Source organism: Pseudomonas sp. FSL R10-1339 (assembly GCF_009600545.1).
GTDB classification, from domain to species: domain Bacteria; phylum Pseudomonadota; class Gammaproteobacteria; order Pseudomonadales; family Pseudomonadaceae; genus Aquipseudomonas; species Aquipseudomonas bubulae.
Map to the genome: position 1 here is coordinate 74,834 of NZ_WIVQ01000003.1, position 17,296 is coordinate 92,129.

17 protein-coding genes are annotated in these 17,296 nt (G+C 55.6%); 16 read left to right on the forward strand and 1 reads right to left on the reverse strand.

The features are described from left to right. Positions 1-315 precede the first annotated feature (315 nt). The 16 genes from mnmG (at position 316) to glmS (ending at position 16,165) form a co-directional block, all read left to right on the forward strand. Complete coding sequence (gene mnmG / locus GHO03_RS02325; RefSeq protein WP_016782869.1) at positions 316-2,208, forward strand: tRNA uridine-5-carboxymethylaminomethyl(34) synthesis enzyme MnmG; 1,893 nt, start codon at positions 316-318, stop codon at positions 2,206-2,208. Further along, positions 2,205-2,849, forward strand: a complete 645-nt coding sequence (gene rsmG, locus GHO03_RS02330) for a 16S rRNA (guanine(527)-N(7))-methyltransferase RsmG (protein WP_094999576.1) — start codon at positions 2,205-2,207, stop codon at positions 2,847-2,849. The genes mnmG and rsmG overlap by 4 nt, the downstream gene beginning before the upstream one ends. 18 nt (positions 2,850-2,867) lie before the next feature. Beyond that, positions 2,868-3,659 carry a ParA family protein gene (locus GHO03_RS02335; protein ID WP_094999575.1) on the forward strand — a complete coding sequence of 264 codons (792 nt, stop codon included), beginning with the start codon at positions 2,868-2,870 and terminating at the stop codon, positions 3,657-3,659. A 9-nt stretch (positions 3,660-3,668) separates the two neighbouring features. Continuing rightward, positions 3,669-4,541: a ParB/RepB/Spo0J family partition protein gene (locus GHO03_RS02340; protein WP_094999574.1), complete on the forward strand. Its 873-nt coding sequence runs from the start codon at positions 3,669-3,671 to the stop codon at positions 4,539-4,541. Positions 4,542-4,689: 148 nt separating this feature from the next. Next, on the forward strand, positions 4,690-5,097 hold the full coding sequence (locus GHO03_RS02345) for a F0F1 ATP synthase subunit I (RefSeq protein ID WP_003437994.1): 408 nt from the start codon (positions 4,690-4,692) through the stop codon (positions 5,095-5,097). Between the two features lie 16 nt (positions 5,098-5,113). Next, positions 5,114-5,983: a F0F1 ATP synthase subunit A gene (gene atpB, locus GHO03_RS02350; protein WP_086799500.1), complete on the forward strand. Its 870-nt coding sequence runs from the start codon at positions 5,114-5,116 to the stop codon at positions 5,981-5,983. 122 nt (positions 5,984-6,105) lie between these two features. Next, complete coding sequence (atpE, locus tag GHO03_RS02355; protein WP_002555987.1) at positions 6,106-6,363, forward strand: F0F1 ATP synthase subunit C; 258 nt, start codon at positions 6,106-6,108, stop codon at positions 6,361-6,363. 57 nt (positions 6,364-6,420) lie between these two features. Continuing rightward, a complete protein-coding gene (locus GHO03_RS02360) occupies positions 6,421-6,891 on the forward strand; it encodes a F0F1 ATP synthase subunit B (protein ID WP_094999573.1) in 471 nt (156 codons plus the stop codon). Between the two features lie 12 nt (positions 6,892-6,903). Continuing rightward, positions 6,904-7,440 carry a F0F1 ATP synthase subunit delta gene (locus tag GHO03_RS02365; protein ID WP_016782875.1) on the forward strand — a complete coding sequence of 179 codons (537 nt, stop codon included), beginning with the start codon at positions 6,904-6,906 and terminating at the stop codon, positions 7,438-7,440. A gap of 21 nt (positions 7,441-7,461) precedes the next feature. Beyond that, the gene (gene atpA, locus GHO03_RS02370) at positions 7,462-9,006 is read left to right on the forward strand and encodes a F0F1 ATP synthase subunit alpha (protein WP_086799496.1); all 1,545 of its coding nucleotides are present in this window, start codon (positions 7,462-7,464) and stop codon (positions 9,004-9,006) included. A gap of 50 nt (positions 9,007-9,056) precedes the next feature. Further along, entirely contained in the window at positions 9,057-9,917 is an 861-nt protein-coding gene (atpG, locus tag GHO03_RS02375) for a F0F1 ATP synthase subunit gamma (protein ID WP_003438003.1), read from the forward strand. A 27-nt stretch (positions 9,918-9,944) separates the two neighbouring features. Then, positions 9,945-11,324, forward strand: coding sequence for a F0F1 ATP synthase subunit beta (gene atpD / locus GHO03_RS02380; RefSeq protein ID WP_153399050.1), 1,380 nt, complete (start codon positions 9,945-9,947; stop codon positions 11,322-11,324). A 56-nt stretch (positions 11,325-11,380) separates the two neighbouring features. Continuing rightward, positions 11,381-11,800 carry a F0F1 ATP synthase subunit epsilon gene (locus GHO03_RS02385; RefSeq protein WP_029611653.1) on the forward strand — a complete coding sequence of 140 codons (420 nt, stop codon included), beginning with the start codon at positions 11,381-11,383 and terminating at the stop codon, positions 11,798-11,800. Positions 11,801-11,915: 115 nt separating this feature from the next. Then, positions 11,916-13,283 (forward strand): bifunctional UDP-N-acetylglucosamine diphosphorylase/glucosamine-1-phosphate N-acetyltransferase GlmU, encoded by a 1,368-nt coding sequence (gene glmU / locus GHO03_RS02390; RefSeq protein ID WP_094999572.1) that lies wholly within the window; start codon positions 11,916-11,918, stop codon positions 13,281-13,283. 269 nt (positions 13,284-13,552) lie between these two features. Beyond that, complete coding sequence (locus GHO03_RS02395; protein WP_088378585.1) at positions 13,553-14,320, forward strand: DeoR/GlpR family DNA-binding transcription regulator; 768 nt, start codon at positions 13,553-13,555, stop codon at positions 14,318-14,320. 9 nt (positions 14,321-14,329) lie between these two features. Further along, entirely contained in the window at positions 14,330-16,165 is a 1,836-nt protein-coding gene (gene glmS, locus GHO03_RS02400; protein ID WP_094999571.1) for a glutamine--fructose-6-phosphate transaminase (isomerizing), read from the forward strand. Between the two features lie 135 nt (positions 16,166-16,300). Here the strand turns inward: glmS and GHO03_RS02405 are convergent, their stop codons facing one another. Next, positions 16,301-17,263 carry a bifunctional GNAT family N-acetyltransferase/nucleoside diphosphate kinase regulator gene (locus GHO03_RS02405; RefSeq protein ID WP_094999570.1) on the reverse strand — a complete coding sequence of 321 codons (963 nt, stop codon included), beginning with the start codon at positions 17,261-17,263 and terminating at the stop codon, positions 16,301-16,303. Positions 17,264-17,296: the final 33 nt, after the last annotated feature.

A 17,296-nucleotide genomic window follows, 5' to 3' on the forward strand; every position in this document is an offset into this window, starting at 1 on the left:
CCCCTGTGGATAAGCACCTGTTTTACCCACAGGCTTAAAGCACTTATCCCAACCCCTCATCAGTGCATAACCACAGACTTTTGATCCTCTGTACAGTACGTAAAATATAGCCTGTAGCAATCTATCCACAGAAAGGTGCCCCAGTAGAAATAAACATAAAAACAAAGCTTTATAAATTTCTTCTCTATTTATTTATCTATCTTGCCCTTATCCACAGCTGGTTAAATTTTGTGCAAAGGGTTCTTTAAGAAGGGCGAAGTCCCTATACTTCGCGGTCTATCCAAAAAACCCCTAGTAACAGGCACGAGGTGCGTGGTGAATTTCCCTTCCCGTTTTGCAGTGATCGTCATCGGCGGCGGTCACGCCGGAACCGAGGCTGCACTTGCTTCAGCACGTATGGGTGTGAAAACCCTGCTGTTGACCCACAACGTGGAAACCCTCGGGCAAATGAGCTGCAATCCTGCAATTGGCGGGATTGGTAAAAGCCATCTGGTTAAAGAAATCGATGCCCTTGGCGGCGCGATGGCGATAGCCACCGATAAAGGCGGTATTCAGTTCCGCGTACTCAACGGACGCAAAGGCCCGGCAGTACGGGCGACCCGTGCACAGGCCGACCGCATCCTGTACAAGGCCGCCGTACGCGAAATCCTGGAAAACCAGCCCAACCTGTGGATATTTCAACAGGCCGCTGATGACCTGATCGTTGAACAGGATCAAGTCCGTGGCGTAGTGACCCAGATGGGCCTGCGTTTTATGGCTGATGCCGTGGTTCTGACCACAGGCACTTTCCTCGGTGGACTTATCCACATCGGCATGCAGAATTACTCGGGCGGTCGGGCCGGTGATCCACCTTCGATTGCCCTGGCACACCGTCTGCGTGAACTGCCCCTGCGAGTCGGTCGCCTGAAAACCGGGACGCCACCGCGTATCGATGGCCGTTCTGTGGATTTCTCGGTAATGACCGAGCAACCGGGTGATACACCGATTCCTGTCATGTCGTTCATGGGCAACAAGGAACAGCACCCGGCCCAGGTCAGCTGCTGGATTACCCATACCAACGCCCGCACTCACGAAATCATTGCCTCCAACCTTGATCGTTCGCCGATGTATTCAGGCGTGATCGAAGGTATTGGCCCGCGTTACTGCCCGTCGATCGAAGACAAGATCCATCGCTTTGCCGACAAGGAAAGCCATCAGGTCTTTATCGAGCCGGAAGGTTTGACCACACACGAGCTGTACCCGAACGGGATTTCCACCTCCTTGCCGTTCGACGTGCAAATCCAGATCGTGCAATCGATTCGCGGTATGGAAAACGCCCATATCGTGCGCCCGGGCTATGCCATCGAGTACGATTACTTCGATCCACGCGACCTGAAGTACAGCCTCGAAACCAAGGTGATTGGCGGCTTGTTCTTTGCCGGGCAAATCAACGGCACCACCGGTTACGAAGAAGCCGGCGCCCAGGGTTTGCTGGCTGGCGCCAACGCGGCATTGCTCGCACAGGGCAAGGAAAGCTGGTGCCCGCGCCGGGATGAGGCGTACATCGGCGTATTGGTCGACGACCTGATTACCCTGGGTACTCAAGAACCGTACCGGATGTTCACTTCCCGCGCCGAATACCGCCTGATCCTGCGCGAAGACAACGCCGACATGCGCTTGACTGAAAAAGGCCGCGAACTGGGCCTGGTCGACGACGCTCGTTGGGCGGCTTTCTGCACCAAGCGCGAAAGCATCGCGCAGGAAGAACAACGCCTCAAAAGTACCTGGGTTCGTCCGGGTACCGAGCAGGGTGATGCCATTGCTGCCAAGTTCGGCACACCGCTGACCCATGAATACAATTTGCTCAACCTGCTGACCCGCCCCGAAATTGATTACGCCGGCCTGGTTGAAGTGACCGGGCAGGGGGCAGAAGACCCGCTGGTTGCCGAGCAGGTTGAGATCAAAACCAAGTACGCCGGTTATATCGATCGTCAACAAGACGAAATTGCCCGTCTGCGTGCCAGTGAAAATACCAAGCTGCCTGTGGATATCGATTACACGACCATCTCCGGTCTGTCGAAAGAGATTCAGAGCAAGTTGGGCGCAACACGTCCCGAGACCCTGGGCCAGGCTTCGCGTATCCCGGGTGTGACCCCTGCGGCAATTTCCCTGTTGATGATTCACCTGAAAAAGCGCGGCGCTGGCCGCACGTTGGAGCAAAACGCTTGAGTTCGCTGGTAACCGCACAACACGCCGAAGAGTTATCCACAGGTGCACGCCAGCTGGGCGTCGCACTGACCGAGCATCAGCATCAGCAATTGCTGGGTTATCTGGCCCTGTTGATCAAATGGAACAAGGCCTACAACCTCACGGCTGTGCGTAACCCGGACGAGATGGTGTCGCGTCATTTGCTCGACAGTCTGAGCGTGATGCCCTTCATCGAAAATGGCCGTTGGCTGGATGTGGGCAGTGGCGGCGGCATGCCGGGTATTCCCCTGGCGATCCTGTTTCCCGAGTCGCAAGTGACCTGCCTGGACAGCAACGGCAAGAAAACCCGTTTCCTGACCCAGGTAAAACTCGAGCTGAAGCTGGATAACCTGCAAGTTATCCACAGTCGCGTCGAAGAATTCCAGCCTGAGCAGCCTTTCAACGGAATTGTTTCCAGGGCTTTCAGCAGCATGGAGAACTTCAGCAACTGGACGCGCCACCTTGGCAACAGCGAAACCCGCTGGTTGGCAATGAAGGGCGTTCATCCGGCCGATGAGCTGGTAGCATTGCCGTCTGATTTTCGTCTCGATGGCGAACACGCCTTGACCGTTCCGGGTTGCCAAGGCCAACGCCATCTGCTGATACTGCGCCGCACGGCATGATTGGGAACGCAAGCAAGAATGGCTAAGGTATTCGCAATAGCGAACCAAAAAGGTGGTGTGGGTAAAACCACCACCTGTATCAACCTCGCAGCATCGCTGGTCGCGACCAAGCGCCGCGTGCTGCTCATTGACCTTGATCCACAGGGCAACGCCACCATGGGTAGCGGTGTGGATAAACACGGTCTTGAGAATTCGGTCTACGACCTGTTGATCGGTGAATGCGACCTGGCCCAGGCCATGCACATCTCCGAGCACGGTGGTTACCAGTTGCTTCCCGCCAACCGCGATTTGACCGCGGCTGAAGTCGTGCTGCTCGAAATGCAGATGAAGGAAAGCCGTCTGCGTACAGCGCTGGCCCCGGTTCGCGAAAGCTACGATTACATCCTGATCGATTGCCCGCCGTCGTTGTCGATGCTGACCTTGAATGCCCTGGTGGCGGCCGATGGGGTGATTATCCCCATGCAGTGCGAGTACTTTGCACTCGAAGGCCTGAGCGACCTTGTGGATAACATCAAGCGCATCGCCGAGCTGCTCAATCCGAACCTGAAGATCGAAGGCCTGCTGCGCACCATGTACGACCCGCGCCTGAGCCTGATGAACGATGTTTCGGCGCAGCTCAAGGAACACTTCGGCGAGCAGCTCTACGACACCGTGATTCCGCGCAACATCCGCCTGGCCGAAGCGCCAAGCTATGGCATGCCAGCGCTGGCGTATGACAAAAATTCCCGTGGCGCGATTGCTTACCTTGCCCTGGCGGGCGAGCTGGTTCGTCGTCAACGTCGTTCTACCCGCACGCCTCAGCCAACTTAAGGAATTTCCATGGCCGTCAAGAAACGAGGTCTCGGACGCGGACTGGATGCACTCCTGAGTGGTCCTACGGTCAGCTCGCTGGAAGAGCAAGCGGTCAAGGTTGATCAAAGCGAACTGCAGCACCTGCCCCTGGACCTGATCCAGCGCGGCAAGTACCAGCCTCGTCGCGACATGGATCCGCAGGCGCTTGAAGAACTGGCCAGCTCGATCCGCACCCAGGGCGTGATGCAACCGATCGTGGTGCGCCCGATCGAAGGTAACCGCTTTGAGATCATCGCCGGTGAACGTCGCTGGCGCGCCAGCCAACAGGCTGGCAAGGACACGATCCCGGCGATGGTCAAAGACGTGCCGGACGAAACCGCCATTGCGATGGCGTTGATCGAGAACATTCAGCGTGAAGACCTCAATCCGATCGAGGAAGCTGTCGCCTTGCAGCGTTTGCAGCAAGAGTTCCAGCTGACTCAACAGCAAGTCGCCGACGCTGTGGGTAAGTCCCGGGTGTCTGTGGCTAACTTGTTGCGATTGATTTCGTTACCGGAAGTGATCAAGACCATGCTGTCCCACGGTGACCTGGAAATGGGTCATGCGCGGGCATTGCTCGGTTTGCCTGATGCTCAGCAGGTTGAAGGGGCGCGACACGTTGTCGCACGAGGCCTGACGGTACGTCAGACTGAAGCCCTGGTTCGCCAGTGGTTGAGTGGCAAACAGGAACCCGCGGAACCGGTTAAAACCGATCCGGACATTGCCAGACTCGAACAGCGTCTGGCTGAGCGGCTGGGCTCTGCGGTGCAGATCCGCCACGGAAAGAAGGGAAAAGGCCAGTTAGTGATTGGTTACAATTCCCTGGATGAGCTGCAAGGAGTGCTTGCTCACATCCGCTGAAACAATTCCTCATGTAGCGCGCAGTCGGAAATCACTACCTGACAGTTGAATAGGGGCTTCGTCGCCCCTATACTCTGCGCGCATTTTGTCGGCACAAATTATGCCAAGTTTTCTGTTTTTGGTAGCCGACCTTTGAGGAGCAGTTGTGATGGAAACCCGCACGCCAAACCGCTTGCCGTTCCATCGCTTGGCGGTTTTTCCGGTTTTGCTGGCTCAATTTGTCGTTTTATTGCTGGCTGCTCTGGGGCTCTGGCAATGGCATGGAGTCGTCGCCGGATATTCAGGACTCTGCGGAGGCCTGATAGCTTTGCTACCCAATGTGTATTTTGCTCACAGGGCTTTTCGGTTTTCCGGCGCCCGAGCAGCGCAAGCCATCGTCCGGTCGTTTTACGCCGGTGAGGCAGGCAAGTTAATTTTGACGGCAGTGCTGTTCGCGCTGACGTTTGCAGGTGTGAAGCCATTGGCGCCGTTAGCAGTATTCGGTGTCTTCGTGCTGACCCAACTGGTCAGTTGGTTCGCTCCCCTGCTAATGAGAACAACACTTTCGAGACCTTAGGGCGTTTGAGGCAACCATGGCAGAAACAACCGCTTCGGGCTATATCCAGCACCACTTACAGAACCTGACCTTTGGGCAGCTACCTGATGGCGGCTGGGGCTTTGCCCACACCGTTGCAGAAGCTAAAGCAATGGGCTTTTGGGCGTTCCACGTCGATACCCTCGGCTGGTCGCTGTTTGTTGGTCTGATTTTCATCCTCGTATTCCGCATGGCGGCCAAGAAGGCAACTTCCGGTCAGCCAGGCGCACTGCAGAACTTCGTTGAAGTACTGGTGGAATTCGTTGATGGCAGCGTAAAAGACAGTTTCCACGGTCGCAGTGCAGTAATCGCACCGCTGGCGCTGACCATTTTCGTGTGGGTGTTCCTGATGAACGCCATCGACTTGATCCCGGTTGACTGGATTCCTCAGTTGGCCATCTTGATCACTGGCGATGAACACTTCCCGTTCCGTGCCGTACCGACGACTGATCCAAACGCGACCATGGGCATGGCCCTGTCGGTGTTTGCACTGATCATCTTCTACAGCATCAAGATCAAGGGCATCGGTGGCTTTATCGGTGAACTGACCCTGCACCCATTCGGCAGCAAGAACATTTTTGTTCAGGCGCTGCTGATTCCGGTGAACTTCCTGCTCGAATTCGTGACGTTGATTGCCAAGCCTATTTCGTTGGCTCTGCGTCTGTTCGGCAACATGTACGCTGGCGAGCTGGTGTTTATCCTGATCGCCGTGATGTTCGGCAGCGGCCTGCTTTGGCTTAGCGGTCTGGGCGTGGTGCTGCAATGGGCGTGGGCTGTATTCCACATCCTGATCATCACCTTGCAAGCGTTCATCTTCATGATGTTGACCATCGTCTACCTGTCGATGGCACACGAAGATAATCACTAAGATCCGCTTCGGCGAATCTGGTGCTCCTCTCACCTTCGGGTGAGAGGGCGTCGCAAAATGATTTTGTTTTACCGCTTTAATCTAAAAACCTAAACCATACGACGTAAAAGTCGGGAGGAAAGATGGAAACTGTAGTTGGTCTAACCGCTATCGCTGTTGCACTGTTGATCGGCCTGGGCGCACTGGGTACCGCAATTGGTTTCGGCCTGTTGGGTGGCAAGTTCCTGGAAGGCGCAGCGCGTCAACCAGAAATGGTTCCAATGCTGCAAGTTAAAATGTTCATCGTTGCCGGTCTGCTCGACGCCGTAACCATGATCGGTGTTGGTATCGCACTGTTCTTCACCTTCGCTAATCCTTTCGTTGGTCAACTCGCTGGCTAATCACTCGAATTTTCGAGTTGATTAGAGTGATGGACAACGAACGAGCGAGGTGTTGGCGTGAACATTAATGCAACCCTGATTGGCCAGTCCGTTGCGTTCTTCATTTTTGTACTGTTTTGCATGAAGTTCGTGTGGCCTCCGGTCATCGCGGCATTGCAAGAACGTCAGAAGAAGATTGCGGCTGGACTGGACGCTGCTAACCGAGCAGCTCGCGACCTGGAGTTGGCCCAAGATAAAGCGGGTCAACAACTGCGCGAAGCTAAGGCTCAAGCAGCTGAAATCATTGAGCAAGCCAAGAAACGCGGTACTCAGATCGTAGACGAAGCCCGTGAACAGGCTCGCGTTGAAGCTGACCGTGTGAAGGCTCAGGCTCAGGCCGAGATCGAACAGGAACTGAACAGCGTCAAAGACGCCCTGCGTGCCCAACTGGGTACCCTGGCTGTTGAAGGCGCAGAGAAGATCCTGGGTGCCACAATCGATCAAAACGCGCACGCGGAGCTGGTTACTAAACTGGCTGCTGAAATTTAAGCGAGGGCGATCATGGCAGAATTGACCACGTTGGCCCGACCTTACGCTAAGGCAGCCTTCGAGCACGCCCAGGCCCACCAGCAACTGGCCTCTTGGTCAGCCATGCTCGGCCTGGCTGCAGCAGTGTCGCAAGACGACACTATGCAGCGCGTGCTCAAGGCCCCGCGACTGACGAGCGCAGAAAAGGCCGCCACGTTTATTGACGTGTGCGGCGACAAGTTCACTGTAGAAGCACAGAACTTCATCAACGTCGTTGCCGAAAACGACCGTCTCCCGCTGTTGCCGGAGATCGCCGCTCTGTTTGACCTGTACAAGGCCGAACAAGAGAAGTCGGTAGACGTTGAAGTCACCAGTGCTTTTGCATTGAACCAAGAACAGCAAGACAAACTCGCCAAGGTTCTCAGTGCACGACTCGACCGGGAAGTGCGCCTGCAAGTTGCGGAGGATGCCAGCCTTATAGGTGGTGTCATCATCCGCGCCGGCGACCTGGTTATCGATGGCTCGGTTCGCGGGAAACTCGCAAGCCTTGCCGAAGCATTGAAATCTTGAGTTTGAAGGGGCAGCAGAGCAATGCAGCAACTCAATCCTTCCGAAATAAGTGAAATTATCAAGGGCCGCATCGAAAAACTCGATGTGACCTCCCAAGCCCGTAACGAAGGCACTGTCGTCAGCGTATCTGACGGTATTGTGCGGATTCACGGTCTGGCCGACGTAATGTACGGCGAGATGATCGAGTTTCCGGGCAGCGTCTTCGGTATGGCTCTCAACCTCGAGCAAGACTCTGTAGGTGCCGTAGTACTGGGCGCATACACGACTCTGGCTGAAGGCATGAGCGCCAAGTGCACTGGCCGTATCCTGGAAGTTCCGGTTGGTAAGGAACTGCTGGGTCGCGTTGTCGACGCACTGGGTAACCCAGTTGATGGCAAAGGTCCACTGGGCAACACCGAGACTGATGCAGTCGAGAAAGTTGCTCCAGGCGTGATCTGGCGTAAGTCGGTAGACCAGCCTGTACAGACTGGCTACAAGGCTGTCGATGCCATGATCCCTGTCGGCCGTGGCCAGCGTGAGCTGATCATCGGTGACCGTCAGATCGGTAAAACCGCTCTGGCGATCGACGCGATCATCAACCAGAAGAACAGCGGCATTTTCTGTGTATACGTAGCGATCGGTCAGAAGCAATCGACCATCGCCAACGTGGTTCGCAAGCTGGAAGAAAACGGCGCGCTGGCTAACACCATCGTCGTTGCTGCCAGTGCTTCCGAATCCGCAGCGCTGCAGTTCCTGGCACCGTACTCCGGTTGCACCATGGGCGAATACTTCCGCGACCGCGGTGAAGACGCGCTGATCGTTTATGACGATCTGTCCAAGCAAGCAGTGGCTTACCGCCAGATTTCCCTGCTGCTGCGCCGTCCACCAGGCCGTGAAGCTTACCCAGGCGACGTGTTCTATCTCCACTCCCGTCTTCTGGAGCGCGCATCCCGCGTATCCGAAGAATACGTAGAGAAGTTCACCAACGGCGCAGTGACCGGCAAAACCGGTTCCCTGACCGCACTGCCGATCATCGAAACCCAGGCTGGCGACGTTTCCGCGTTCGTTCCGACCAACGTGATTTCCATCACCGACGGTCAGATCTTCCTGGAATCGGCCATGTTCAACTCCGGGATCCGTCCTGCAGTGAACGCCGGTGTTTCGGTATCCCGTGTGGGTGGTGCCGCTCAGACCAAGATCATCAAGAAGCTGTCCGGTGGTATCCGTACCGCTCTGGCTCAGTACCGTGAACTGGCAGCATTTGCCCAGTTCGCTTCTGACCTGGACGAAGCGACCCGTAAGCAACTTGAGCATGGTCAGCGCGTTACCGAGCTGATGAAGCAGAAGCAATACGCACCAATGTCGATCGCTGACATGGCGCTGTCGCTGTATGCCGCTGAGCGTGGGTTCCTGACTGACGTCGAAATCACCAAGGTCGGTAGCTTTGAACAAGCGCTGATTGCTTACTTCAACCGCGATCACGCCGAGCTTATGGCGAAGATCAACGTTAAAGGTGACTTCAATGACGAAATCGACGCTGGCATCAAAGCCGGTATCGAGAAGTTCAAGGCCACCCAAACCTGGTAAGCCGCAGCGGGAGCCGCAAGGCTCCCGCTTGCTAACCTGATAGGTGTTACATGGCAGGCGCAAAAGAGATTCGCAGTAAGATTGCGAGCATCAAAAGCACGCAAAAGATTACCAGCGCCATGGAAAAAGTGGCGGTCAGCAAAATGCGCAAGGCACAAATGCGCATGGCTGCTAGCCGTCCTTATGCGGAGCGTATCCGCCAGGTTATTGGGCATTTGGCCAACGCCAACCCGGAATACCGCCACCCGTTCATGATCGACCGCGAAGTTAAGCGTGTGGGTTATGTGGTTGTGAGCAGTGACCGTGGTTTGTGCGGTGGTTTGAATACCAACCTGTTCAAGGCTTTGGTCAAGGACATGGCGGTAAACCGTGAAAACGGCGTCGAGATTGATCTGTGCGTGGTCGGCAGCAAAGGTGCGGCATTTTTCCGTAACTTCGGCGGTAACGTCGTCGCTGCTATCAGCCATCTGGGTGAAGAACCGTCGATCAATGATTTGATCGGCAGCGTTAAGGTGATGCTGGATGCTTACCTGGAAGGCCGTATTGACCGCCTGTCCGTGGTATCCAACAAGTTCATCAACACCATGACGCAACAGCCTACTGTGGAGCAATTGATTCCACTGGTGGCGACCCCGGATCAAGAACTCAAGCACCACTGGGACTATCTCTACGAACCGGATGCCAAAGAGCTGCTAGACGGCTTGATGGTGCGTTACGTGGAGTCGCAGGTGTACCAGGCGGTGGTCGAGAACAGTGCAGCTGAACAAGCTGCGCGGATGATCGCAATGAAGAACGCCACTGATAACGCCGGTGACTTGATCAGCGATTTGCAGCTGATCTACAACAAGGCGCGTCAGGCTGCGATCACCCAAGAGATCTCGGAAATCGTCGGCGGCGCTGCCGCGGTTTAACGGTTCAAATATTCAGAGGATCCAGCTATGAGTAGCGGACGTATCGTTCAAATCATCGGCGCCGTGATCGACGTGGAATTTCCACGCGAAAACGTACCGAGCATCTACAACGCGCTGAAAGTAAAAAGCGCGGCCGGAACCACTCTGGAAGTTCAGCAACAGCTGGGCGACGGCGTGGTTCGTACCATTGCGATGGGTTCCACCGAGGGCTTGAAGCGCGGTCTGGAAGTCACCGACTCTGGCGCAGCCATCTCCGTTCCAGTAGGTAAAGCTACCCTGGGCCGGATCATGGACGTTCTGGGCAACCCGATCGACGAAGCTGGCCCGATTGACACCGAAGAGCGTTGGGGCATTCACCGCCCAGCACCGTCCTTCGCTGAGCAAGCTGGCGGCAACGACCTGCTGGAAACCGGTATCAAGGTTATCGACCTGATCTGCCCGTTTGCAAAAGGCGGTAAGGTTGGTCTGTTCGGTGGTGCCGGTGTAGGCAAAACCGTAAACATGATGGAACTGATCCGTAACATCGCCATGGAACACAGCGGTTACTCTGTGTTTGCTGGTGTGGGCGAGCGTACCCGTGAGGGTAACGACTTCTACCACGAGATGAAGGATTCCAGCGTACTGGACAAAGTGGCACTGGTTTACGGTCAGATGAACGAGCCGCCGGGTAACCGTCTGCGCGTAGCACTGACCGGCCTGACCATGGCCGAGAAGTTCCGTGACGAAGGTAACGACGTACTGTTGTTCGTTGACAACATCTACCGTTACACCTTGGCCGGTACTGAAGTATCCGCACTGCTGGGCCGTATGCCTTCGGCAGTAGGTTACCAGCCGACTCTGGCTGAAGAGATGGGTACTCTGCAAGAGCGCATCACTTCGACCAAAAACGGTTCGATCACTTCGATCCAAGCGGTATACGTACCTGCGGATGACTTGACTGACCCGTCGCCTGCGACCACGTTTGCCCACTTGGACGCTACCGTCGTTCTGTCCCGTGACATCGCTTCCCTGGGTATCTACCCAGCAGTAGATCCACTGGATTCGACTTCGCGCCAGCTGGACCCGAACGTAATTGGCCAGGAACACTACGACACCGCTCGCGGCGTTCAGTACGTGTTGCAGCGTTACAAAGAACTGAAGGACATCATTGCGATCCTGGGTATGGACGAGCTGTCGGAAACCGACAAGCAGTTGGTATCCCGCGCTCGTAAGATCCAGCGTTTCTTGTCTCAGCCGTTCTTCGTGGCTGAAGTCTTCACTGGCGCTTCGGGTAAATACGTTTCCCTGAAAGACACCATTGCTGGCTTCAAAGGCATCCTCAACGGTGACTACGACCACCTGCCAGAACAAGCGTTCTACATGGTCGGCGGCATCGAAGAAGCGATCGAGAAAGCCAAGAAACTGTAATTCCAGCGCCCGGCAACGGGCGCTAATCAGGTTGAGGCAATCAGATGGCTAATATGATGACAGTCCATTGCGATATCGTCAGTGCGGAAGGAGAAATCTTTTCCGGTCAGGTCGAGATGGTGATTGCGCACGGCAGCCTGGGTGATCTTGGTATCGCTCTGGGTCACGCTCCGCTGATCACTGAACTCAAGCCAGGTCCGATCCGCCTGATCAAGCTGGGCGGGGAATCGGAGGTGTTTTACATCTCCGGTGGTTACCTCGAGGTTCAGCCGAACATGGTCAAGGTTCTTGCCGACACCGTGCAACGTGCTGCCGACCTGGATGAAGCCTCCGCTCAGGAAGCCGTAAAGGCTGCCGAGAAGGCACTGAACGAAAAAGGCGCAGATTTCGATTACGGGTCTGCTGCTGCACGTCTGGCCGAAGCCGCAGCTCAGCTGCGCACCGTCCAGCAAATCCGCAAGAAGTTTGGCGGCTAAGCCTCCTGTCTTATTGTGTGATTGATTAAAAAGGGTAGCCTCGGCTACCCTTTTTCTTTTTCCGCGAAATACTTTTTGGTCGCAACCGCTGACCACCCAGGATTGGTAGCCAGTCATGTCTCTCGATATCGTTATTCTCGCCGCAGGTCAGGGCACCCGCATGCGTTCTGCCCTGCCCAAGGTTCTGCACCCCGTGGCAGGCAACTCCATGCTTGGCCATGTTATCCACAGCGCTCGTCAGCTTGAACCGACCCGCATCCACGTCGTCATTGGTCACGGAGCCGAACTGGTGCGTGAACGCCTGGCTGCTGATGACCTGAACTTTGTGCTGCAAGACAAGCAACTGGGTACCGGCCATGCCGTGGCTCAGGCGCTACCATTTCTGACCGCAGAAAACGTGTTGATCCTGTACGGCGATGTACCGCTGATCGAGGTTGAGACCCTGCAACGTCTGCTCAAGCAAGTTGGCCCCGAGCAACTGGGCCTGCTGACCGTCAACCTGGCCGACCCGACTGGTTATGGTCGTATCGTGCGTGATGCGGATGGCAAGGTGTGTGCGATTGTTGAGCACAAGGACGCAACCGAAGCCGAACGTACAATTACCGAAGGCAACACCGGGATCCTCGCCTTGCCGACCCGTCGCCTGGCTGACTGGATGAGCCGTCTGTCGAACAACAACGCACAGGGCGAATACTATCTGACCGACGTTATCGCCATGGCGGTTAGCGATGGTTTGGTCGTGGCCACCGAGCATGCCCTTGACCCGATGGAAGTGCAGGGCGCCAACGATCGTAAACAACTCAGTGAGCTGGAACGTCATTACCAGTTGCGCGAAGCCCGTCGCCTGATGGCCTTGGGTGTGACCTTGCGTGACCCGGCGCGTTTCGATGTGCGCGGTGAAGTCACCGTGGGTCGTGATGTGCTGATCGATATCAACGTGATTCTTGAAGGTCGCGTGGTTATTGAGGACGACGTGGTCATCGGCCCGAATTGCGTAATCAAGGACAGCACCTTGCGCAAAGGTGTTGTGGTCAAGGCCAATAGCCATCTCGACGGTGCCGTGATGGGCGAGAACAGTGATGCCGGTCCGTTCGCTCGTCTGCGCCCGGGCAGTGTGCTGGATGCCCGTGCCCATGTGGGTAACTTTGTCGAATTGAAAAACGCCCACTTGGGTGAAGATGCCAAATGCGGTCACCTGACTTATCTGGGCGATGCCGAGGTCGGCCCGCGCACCAATATCGGTGCTGGCACCATCACCTGCAACTACGATGGCGCCAACAAGTGGAAGACCGTGTTGGGCGCTGATGTATTTATTGGTTCGAACAACTCGTTGGTTGCACCTGTGGATATCTCCAACGGTGCTACCACTGCTGCAGGCTCGACCATCAATCAGGATGTTGCCGCGGAGCAACTGGCCGTTGGTCGTGCGCGCCAGCGCAACATTGATGGCTGGAAGCGTCCGGTTAAACAGCCAAAGCCTTGATTTAAAGTTATCCACAGATAGGCGATGATGATTTAAGGTTATTAACAAGTCATCCTATAACTGTTTTAAATCAATAAGTTACCTGAAGCCTTATTCACGCCCTGTGGATAAGGCTTTGTTTTTTGCGGGCTTAAATAAGCGTTTTGGCCAATGAACACAGGCCCATATCGAGTTATTCACAGAAAATAGCCCACAACATTTTCTTGACGAAGGTTTCGAGATACGGTTTCATTGCTTTCGTTATCTTTCGAAACGAAACTTAAGCCGTTATGTCCAAACGTAATACGCCACAACGCAGACACAACATCCTGGCCATGCTTGCCGAGCAGGGCGAAGTCAGTGTGGATGAACTGGCCAAGCGCTTCGAAACCTCTGAGGTTACGATTCGCAAGGATCTGGCTGCACTCGAAAGTAACGGGCTTTTATTGCGTCGTTATGGCGGCGCGATCACCATGCCGCAAGAACTGGTCAGTGATGTCCCTCAGCCAGTTTCTCTTTATAAGCAAGCCATTGCCCGTGCAGCGGTTGGTCTGATTAAAGAGCATGCGCGCATCATCATCGACAGCGGCAGCACCACGGCCTCGATGATTCCACAACTGGGCCTGCAACCTGGCTTGGTAGTGATGACCAACTCCCTGCACGTCGCCAATGCACTCAGTGAACTGGAACATGAGCCTGTATTGCTGATGACCGGGGGCACCTGGGATCCGCACTCCGAGTCCTTTCAGGGACAGGTTGCCGAACAGGTGTTGCGCTCATACGACTTCGATCAACTGTTCATCGGTGCTGACGGCATAGACCTGCAGCGCGGCACGACAACTTTTAACGAGTTGTTGGGTCTGAGCCGGGTCATGGCTGACGTCGCGCGTGAAGTGATCGTGATGGTCGAGTCGGACAAGATTGGTCGAAAAATACCCAACCTGGAACTGCCCTGGAGCAGCGTCCATACCCTTATTACCGATGATCGCCTGCCCCTTGAGGCACGCGAACAGATTCAGGCCCGGGGCATAACATTGTTATGCGCGGCCCTAAGCTAGGAGAACTTTATGTGTGGAATCGTTGGCGCAGTCGCTGAACGTAATATCACGGCCATTCTGCTGGAAGGCCTGAAACGTCTTGAATACCGTGGTTACGACAGCGCAGGTGTGGCTGTTTTCACCAACAACGGCACCCTGGAACGCATGCGCCGCAACGGCAAAGTGGCCGAGCTGGAACAAGCTCTGGCCGGTGAGCCATTGGCCGGTCGTCTGGGCATTGCCCATACCCGTTGGGCCACCCACGGTGCGCCGTGCGAGCGTAACGCTCACCCGCATTTCTCCGGTTCCGATCTGGCTGTTGTGCACAACGGCATCATCGAAAACCATGAAGCCCTGCGTGAGCAGCTCAAAGGCTTGGGCTATGTGTTTACCTCGGACACTGACACCGAAGTCATTGCCCACCTGCTAAACCACAAACTCAAAGATCACAGCGACCTGACCGAGGCCCTCAAGGCCACCGTTAAAGAGTTGCACGGTGCCTACGGCCTGGCTGTGATCAGCGCCAAGCAACCGGATCGTCTGGTTGCAGCCCGCAGCGGCAGCCCGCTGGTGATTGGCCTGGGCCTGGGTGAAAACTTCCTGGCCTCCGACCAATTGGCACTGCGTCAGGTCACTGACCGTTTCATGTACCTGGAAGAAGGCGATATCGCTGAAATCCGTCGTGACAGCGTGCAGATCTGGGACGTAAACGGTCAGAGCGTTCAACGCGAAGCCGTGCAATACAGCGATGGCGCCGAAGCGGCCGACAAGGGCGAGTATCGCCACTACATGCTCAAGGAAATCCACGAGCAACCAGCTGTAGTTCAACGCACCCTGGAAAACCGCCTGGGTGCTGACCATGTACTGGTTCAAGCTTTCGGTCCACAAGCGAAGGAATTGTTCGCCAAGGTTCGCAATGTTCAGATCGTCGCCTGTGGTACCAGCTACCACGCCGGCATGGTTGCCCGTTACTGGCTCGAAAGCCTGGCAGGCATTCCGTGCCAGGTTGAAGTGGCCAGCGAGTTCCGCTACCGCAAAGTTGTGGTGCAACCGGACACCCTGTTTGTTTCGATCTCGCAATCGGGCGAAACCGCTGACACCCTGGCAGCACTGCGCAATGCAAAAGAATTGGGCTTCCTCGGTAGCCTGGCGATTTGCAACGTAGGTATCAGCTCGCTGGTTCGTGAGTCTGATCTGACGCTGCTAACCCAAGCCGGTCGCGAAATCGGTGTGGCTTCCACCAAGGCATTTACCACCCAGCTGGTAGGCCTGTTGCTGCTGACCCTGTCCCTGGGGCAAGTGCGCGGCACTCTGGAAGAGGGCGTTGAAGCACAGCTGGTAGAAGAACTGCGTCGTTTGCCTGCGCGTCTGGGCGAAGCCCTGGCGATGGATTCGGTGGTTGAAAAAGTGGCTGAATTGTTTGCCGATAAACATCACACCCTGTTCCTGGGCCGTGGCGCTCAGTTCCCGGTGGCAATGGAAGGTGCACTCAAGCTCAAAGAAATTTCGTACATCCACGCTGAAGCGTACCCGGCGGGCGAGTTGAAGCACGGCCCTCTGGCACTTGTGGATAACGATATGCCGGTAGTGACCGTTGCTCCGAACAATGAGCTGTTGGAGAAACTTAAATCCAACCTGCAAGAAGTGCGTGCCCGCGGTGGCGAGCTGATTGTGTTTGCTGATGAACAAGCCGGTATGAGCAACGGCGAAGGCACCCATGTGATCAACATGCCGCATATCCACGATGTGCTGGCGCCGATCCTCTACACCATCCCGCTGCAATTGCTGTCGTACTACGTGGCCGTGCTTAAAGGCACTGACGTGGACCAGCCGCGTAACCTGGCTAAATCCGTGACTGTGGAATAAATCACAGCTGCGGCACTACTCAGTGGTTTTAGAGAGTTAAAACTGTCGCGAATGAAGGGAGCCACTTACGGGCTCCCTTCTTCGACAGATCCCCTTCTTCCAGGTTGCTTGACCAACACTGAGGGAAAGAATCAATTACAGGTGGAAATGGCCCGCAGCCTCTGGCTGGTAAAGCACTTTCCTGATCTCAATTCGGCGGGTCCGATCAGAAATTCGCCAGTCTATGGCGTCCCCCTCCTGATAGCCCAGGATGGCAGCACCAATGTCGGAATACACAGAGTGCTTCCCGGCGTTACTGTCCGCGTCTTCCGGGTAGACCAAGGCCACTTCGATCTCTTCGTCGTCCAGTTGCACTAAAGCCCTGGAGTTCATCGTGACGACATTGCCCGCCACCTGCTGCGGCTTGACGACAATGGCTCGTTCAAGCTCATGTTCGAGCTCAACAACCGTCGGACCTTGCTCCAGAGCGATTAGACTCTCGAGCCTGGCCTTGTCGATTTCAGTGATGTAGATCCTGGTGGAGTCGCCAACGGTACCTTCGCGCAAGAGCTGGAGATAGCGCCCCGCTGCCATGGAAAATGACTTCAATGTGGGCGTTTCGCTTTCAAGCACAAAGCCGCTGCGCAGAAAGGCTTTTACCGAGCGCGTGTTGTCCGGGTGGATCTTGGCGATGAGCTTCTTGGCCCGCATGTCGAGGAAGGCCAGTTTCATGCCTTCGCGGATCGTGCGGGCGCCAAGGTTTCGGCCCCATTTGTCGCTGTCTCCAATGACCAGGACTATCTCGCAATTTGAGCCGGTCTTGATCAGACGGACAAAGCCTACCGGGGCGTCATGCCGGTCATAAGCCATGAAGAATCGGCCACCCTGGTTGAACAGATGGGTCAGGATTGGCAATTGGGTTCTATCAATGGCTTGCTCGATGGAGCGGGAGACATGACGTGAATCGCTCAGATAACAGGTGACGCGCTCATCTTCCAACCAATCCATCAACGTCAACGCATGCGCCCGAGTAACTTCCGGGCACAGCGAAATGAAAGGCTTGTTCATCTTCACCACACTTATTTTCAAGGGATGAAAGCCCTTCATGGCTACGGCCATGACGGTTCTTTCGGCAACCGGCTATTTTAAGAC

What these genes read in the sequence shown, in the direction of transcription:
- GHO03_RS02335 (WP_094999575.1), top strand. Translation starts at nt 2,868, where the DNA reads ATGGCTAAGGTATTCGCAATAGCGAACCAAAAAGGTGGTGTGGGTAAA.
- GHO03_RS02340 (WP_094999574.1), top strand. Translation starts at nt 3,669, where the DNA reads ATGGCCGTCAAGAAACGAGGTCTCGGACGCGGACTGGATGCACTCCTG.
- GHO03_RS02345 (WP_003437994.1), top strand. Translation starts at nt 4,690, where the DNA reads ATGGAAACCCGCACGCCAAACCGCTTGCCGTTCCATCGCTTGGCGGTT.
- atpB (WP_086799500.1), top strand. Translation starts at nt 5,114, where the DNA reads ATGGCAGAAACAACCGCTTCGGGCTATATCCAGCACCACTTACAGAAC.
- atpE (WP_002555987.1), top strand. Translation starts at nt 6,106, where the DNA reads ATGGAAACTGTAGTTGGTCTAACCGCTATCGCTGTTGCACTGTTGATC.
- GHO03_RS02365 (WP_016782875.1), top strand. Translation starts at nt 6,904, where the DNA reads ATGGCAGAATTGACCACGTTGGCCCGACCTTACGCTAAGGCAGCCTTC.
- atpA (WP_086799496.1), top strand. Translation starts at nt 7,462, where the DNA reads ATGCAGCAACTCAATCCTTCCGAAATAAGTGAAATTATCAAGGGCCGC.
- atpG (WP_003438003.1), top strand. Translation starts at nt 9,057, where the DNA reads ATGGCAGGCGCAAAAGAGATTCGCAGTAAGATTGCGAGCATCAAAAGC.
- atpD (WP_153399050.1), top strand. Translation starts at nt 9,945, where the DNA reads ATGAGTAGCGGACGTATCGTTCAAATCATCGGCGCCGTGATCGACGTG.
- GHO03_RS02385 (WP_029611653.1), top strand. Translation starts at nt 11,381, where the DNA reads ATGACAGTCCATTGCGATATCGTCAGTGCGGAAGGAGAAATCTTTTCC.
- glmU (WP_094999572.1), top strand. Translation starts at nt 11,916, where the DNA reads ATGTCTCTCGATATCGTTATTCTCGCCGCAGGTCAGGGCACCCGCATG.
- GHO03_RS02395 (WP_088378585.1), top strand. Translation starts at nt 13,553, where the DNA reads ATGTCCAAACGTAATACGCCACAACGCAGACACAACATCCTGGCCATG.
- glmS (WP_094999571.1), top strand. Translation starts at nt 14,330, where the DNA reads ATGTGTGGAATCGTTGGCGCAGTCGCTGAACGTAATATCACGGCCATT.
- GHO03_RS02405 (WP_094999570.1), bottom strand. Translation starts at nt 17,263, where the DNA reads ATGGCCGTAGCCATGAAGGGCTTTCATCCCTTGAAAATAAGTGTGGTG.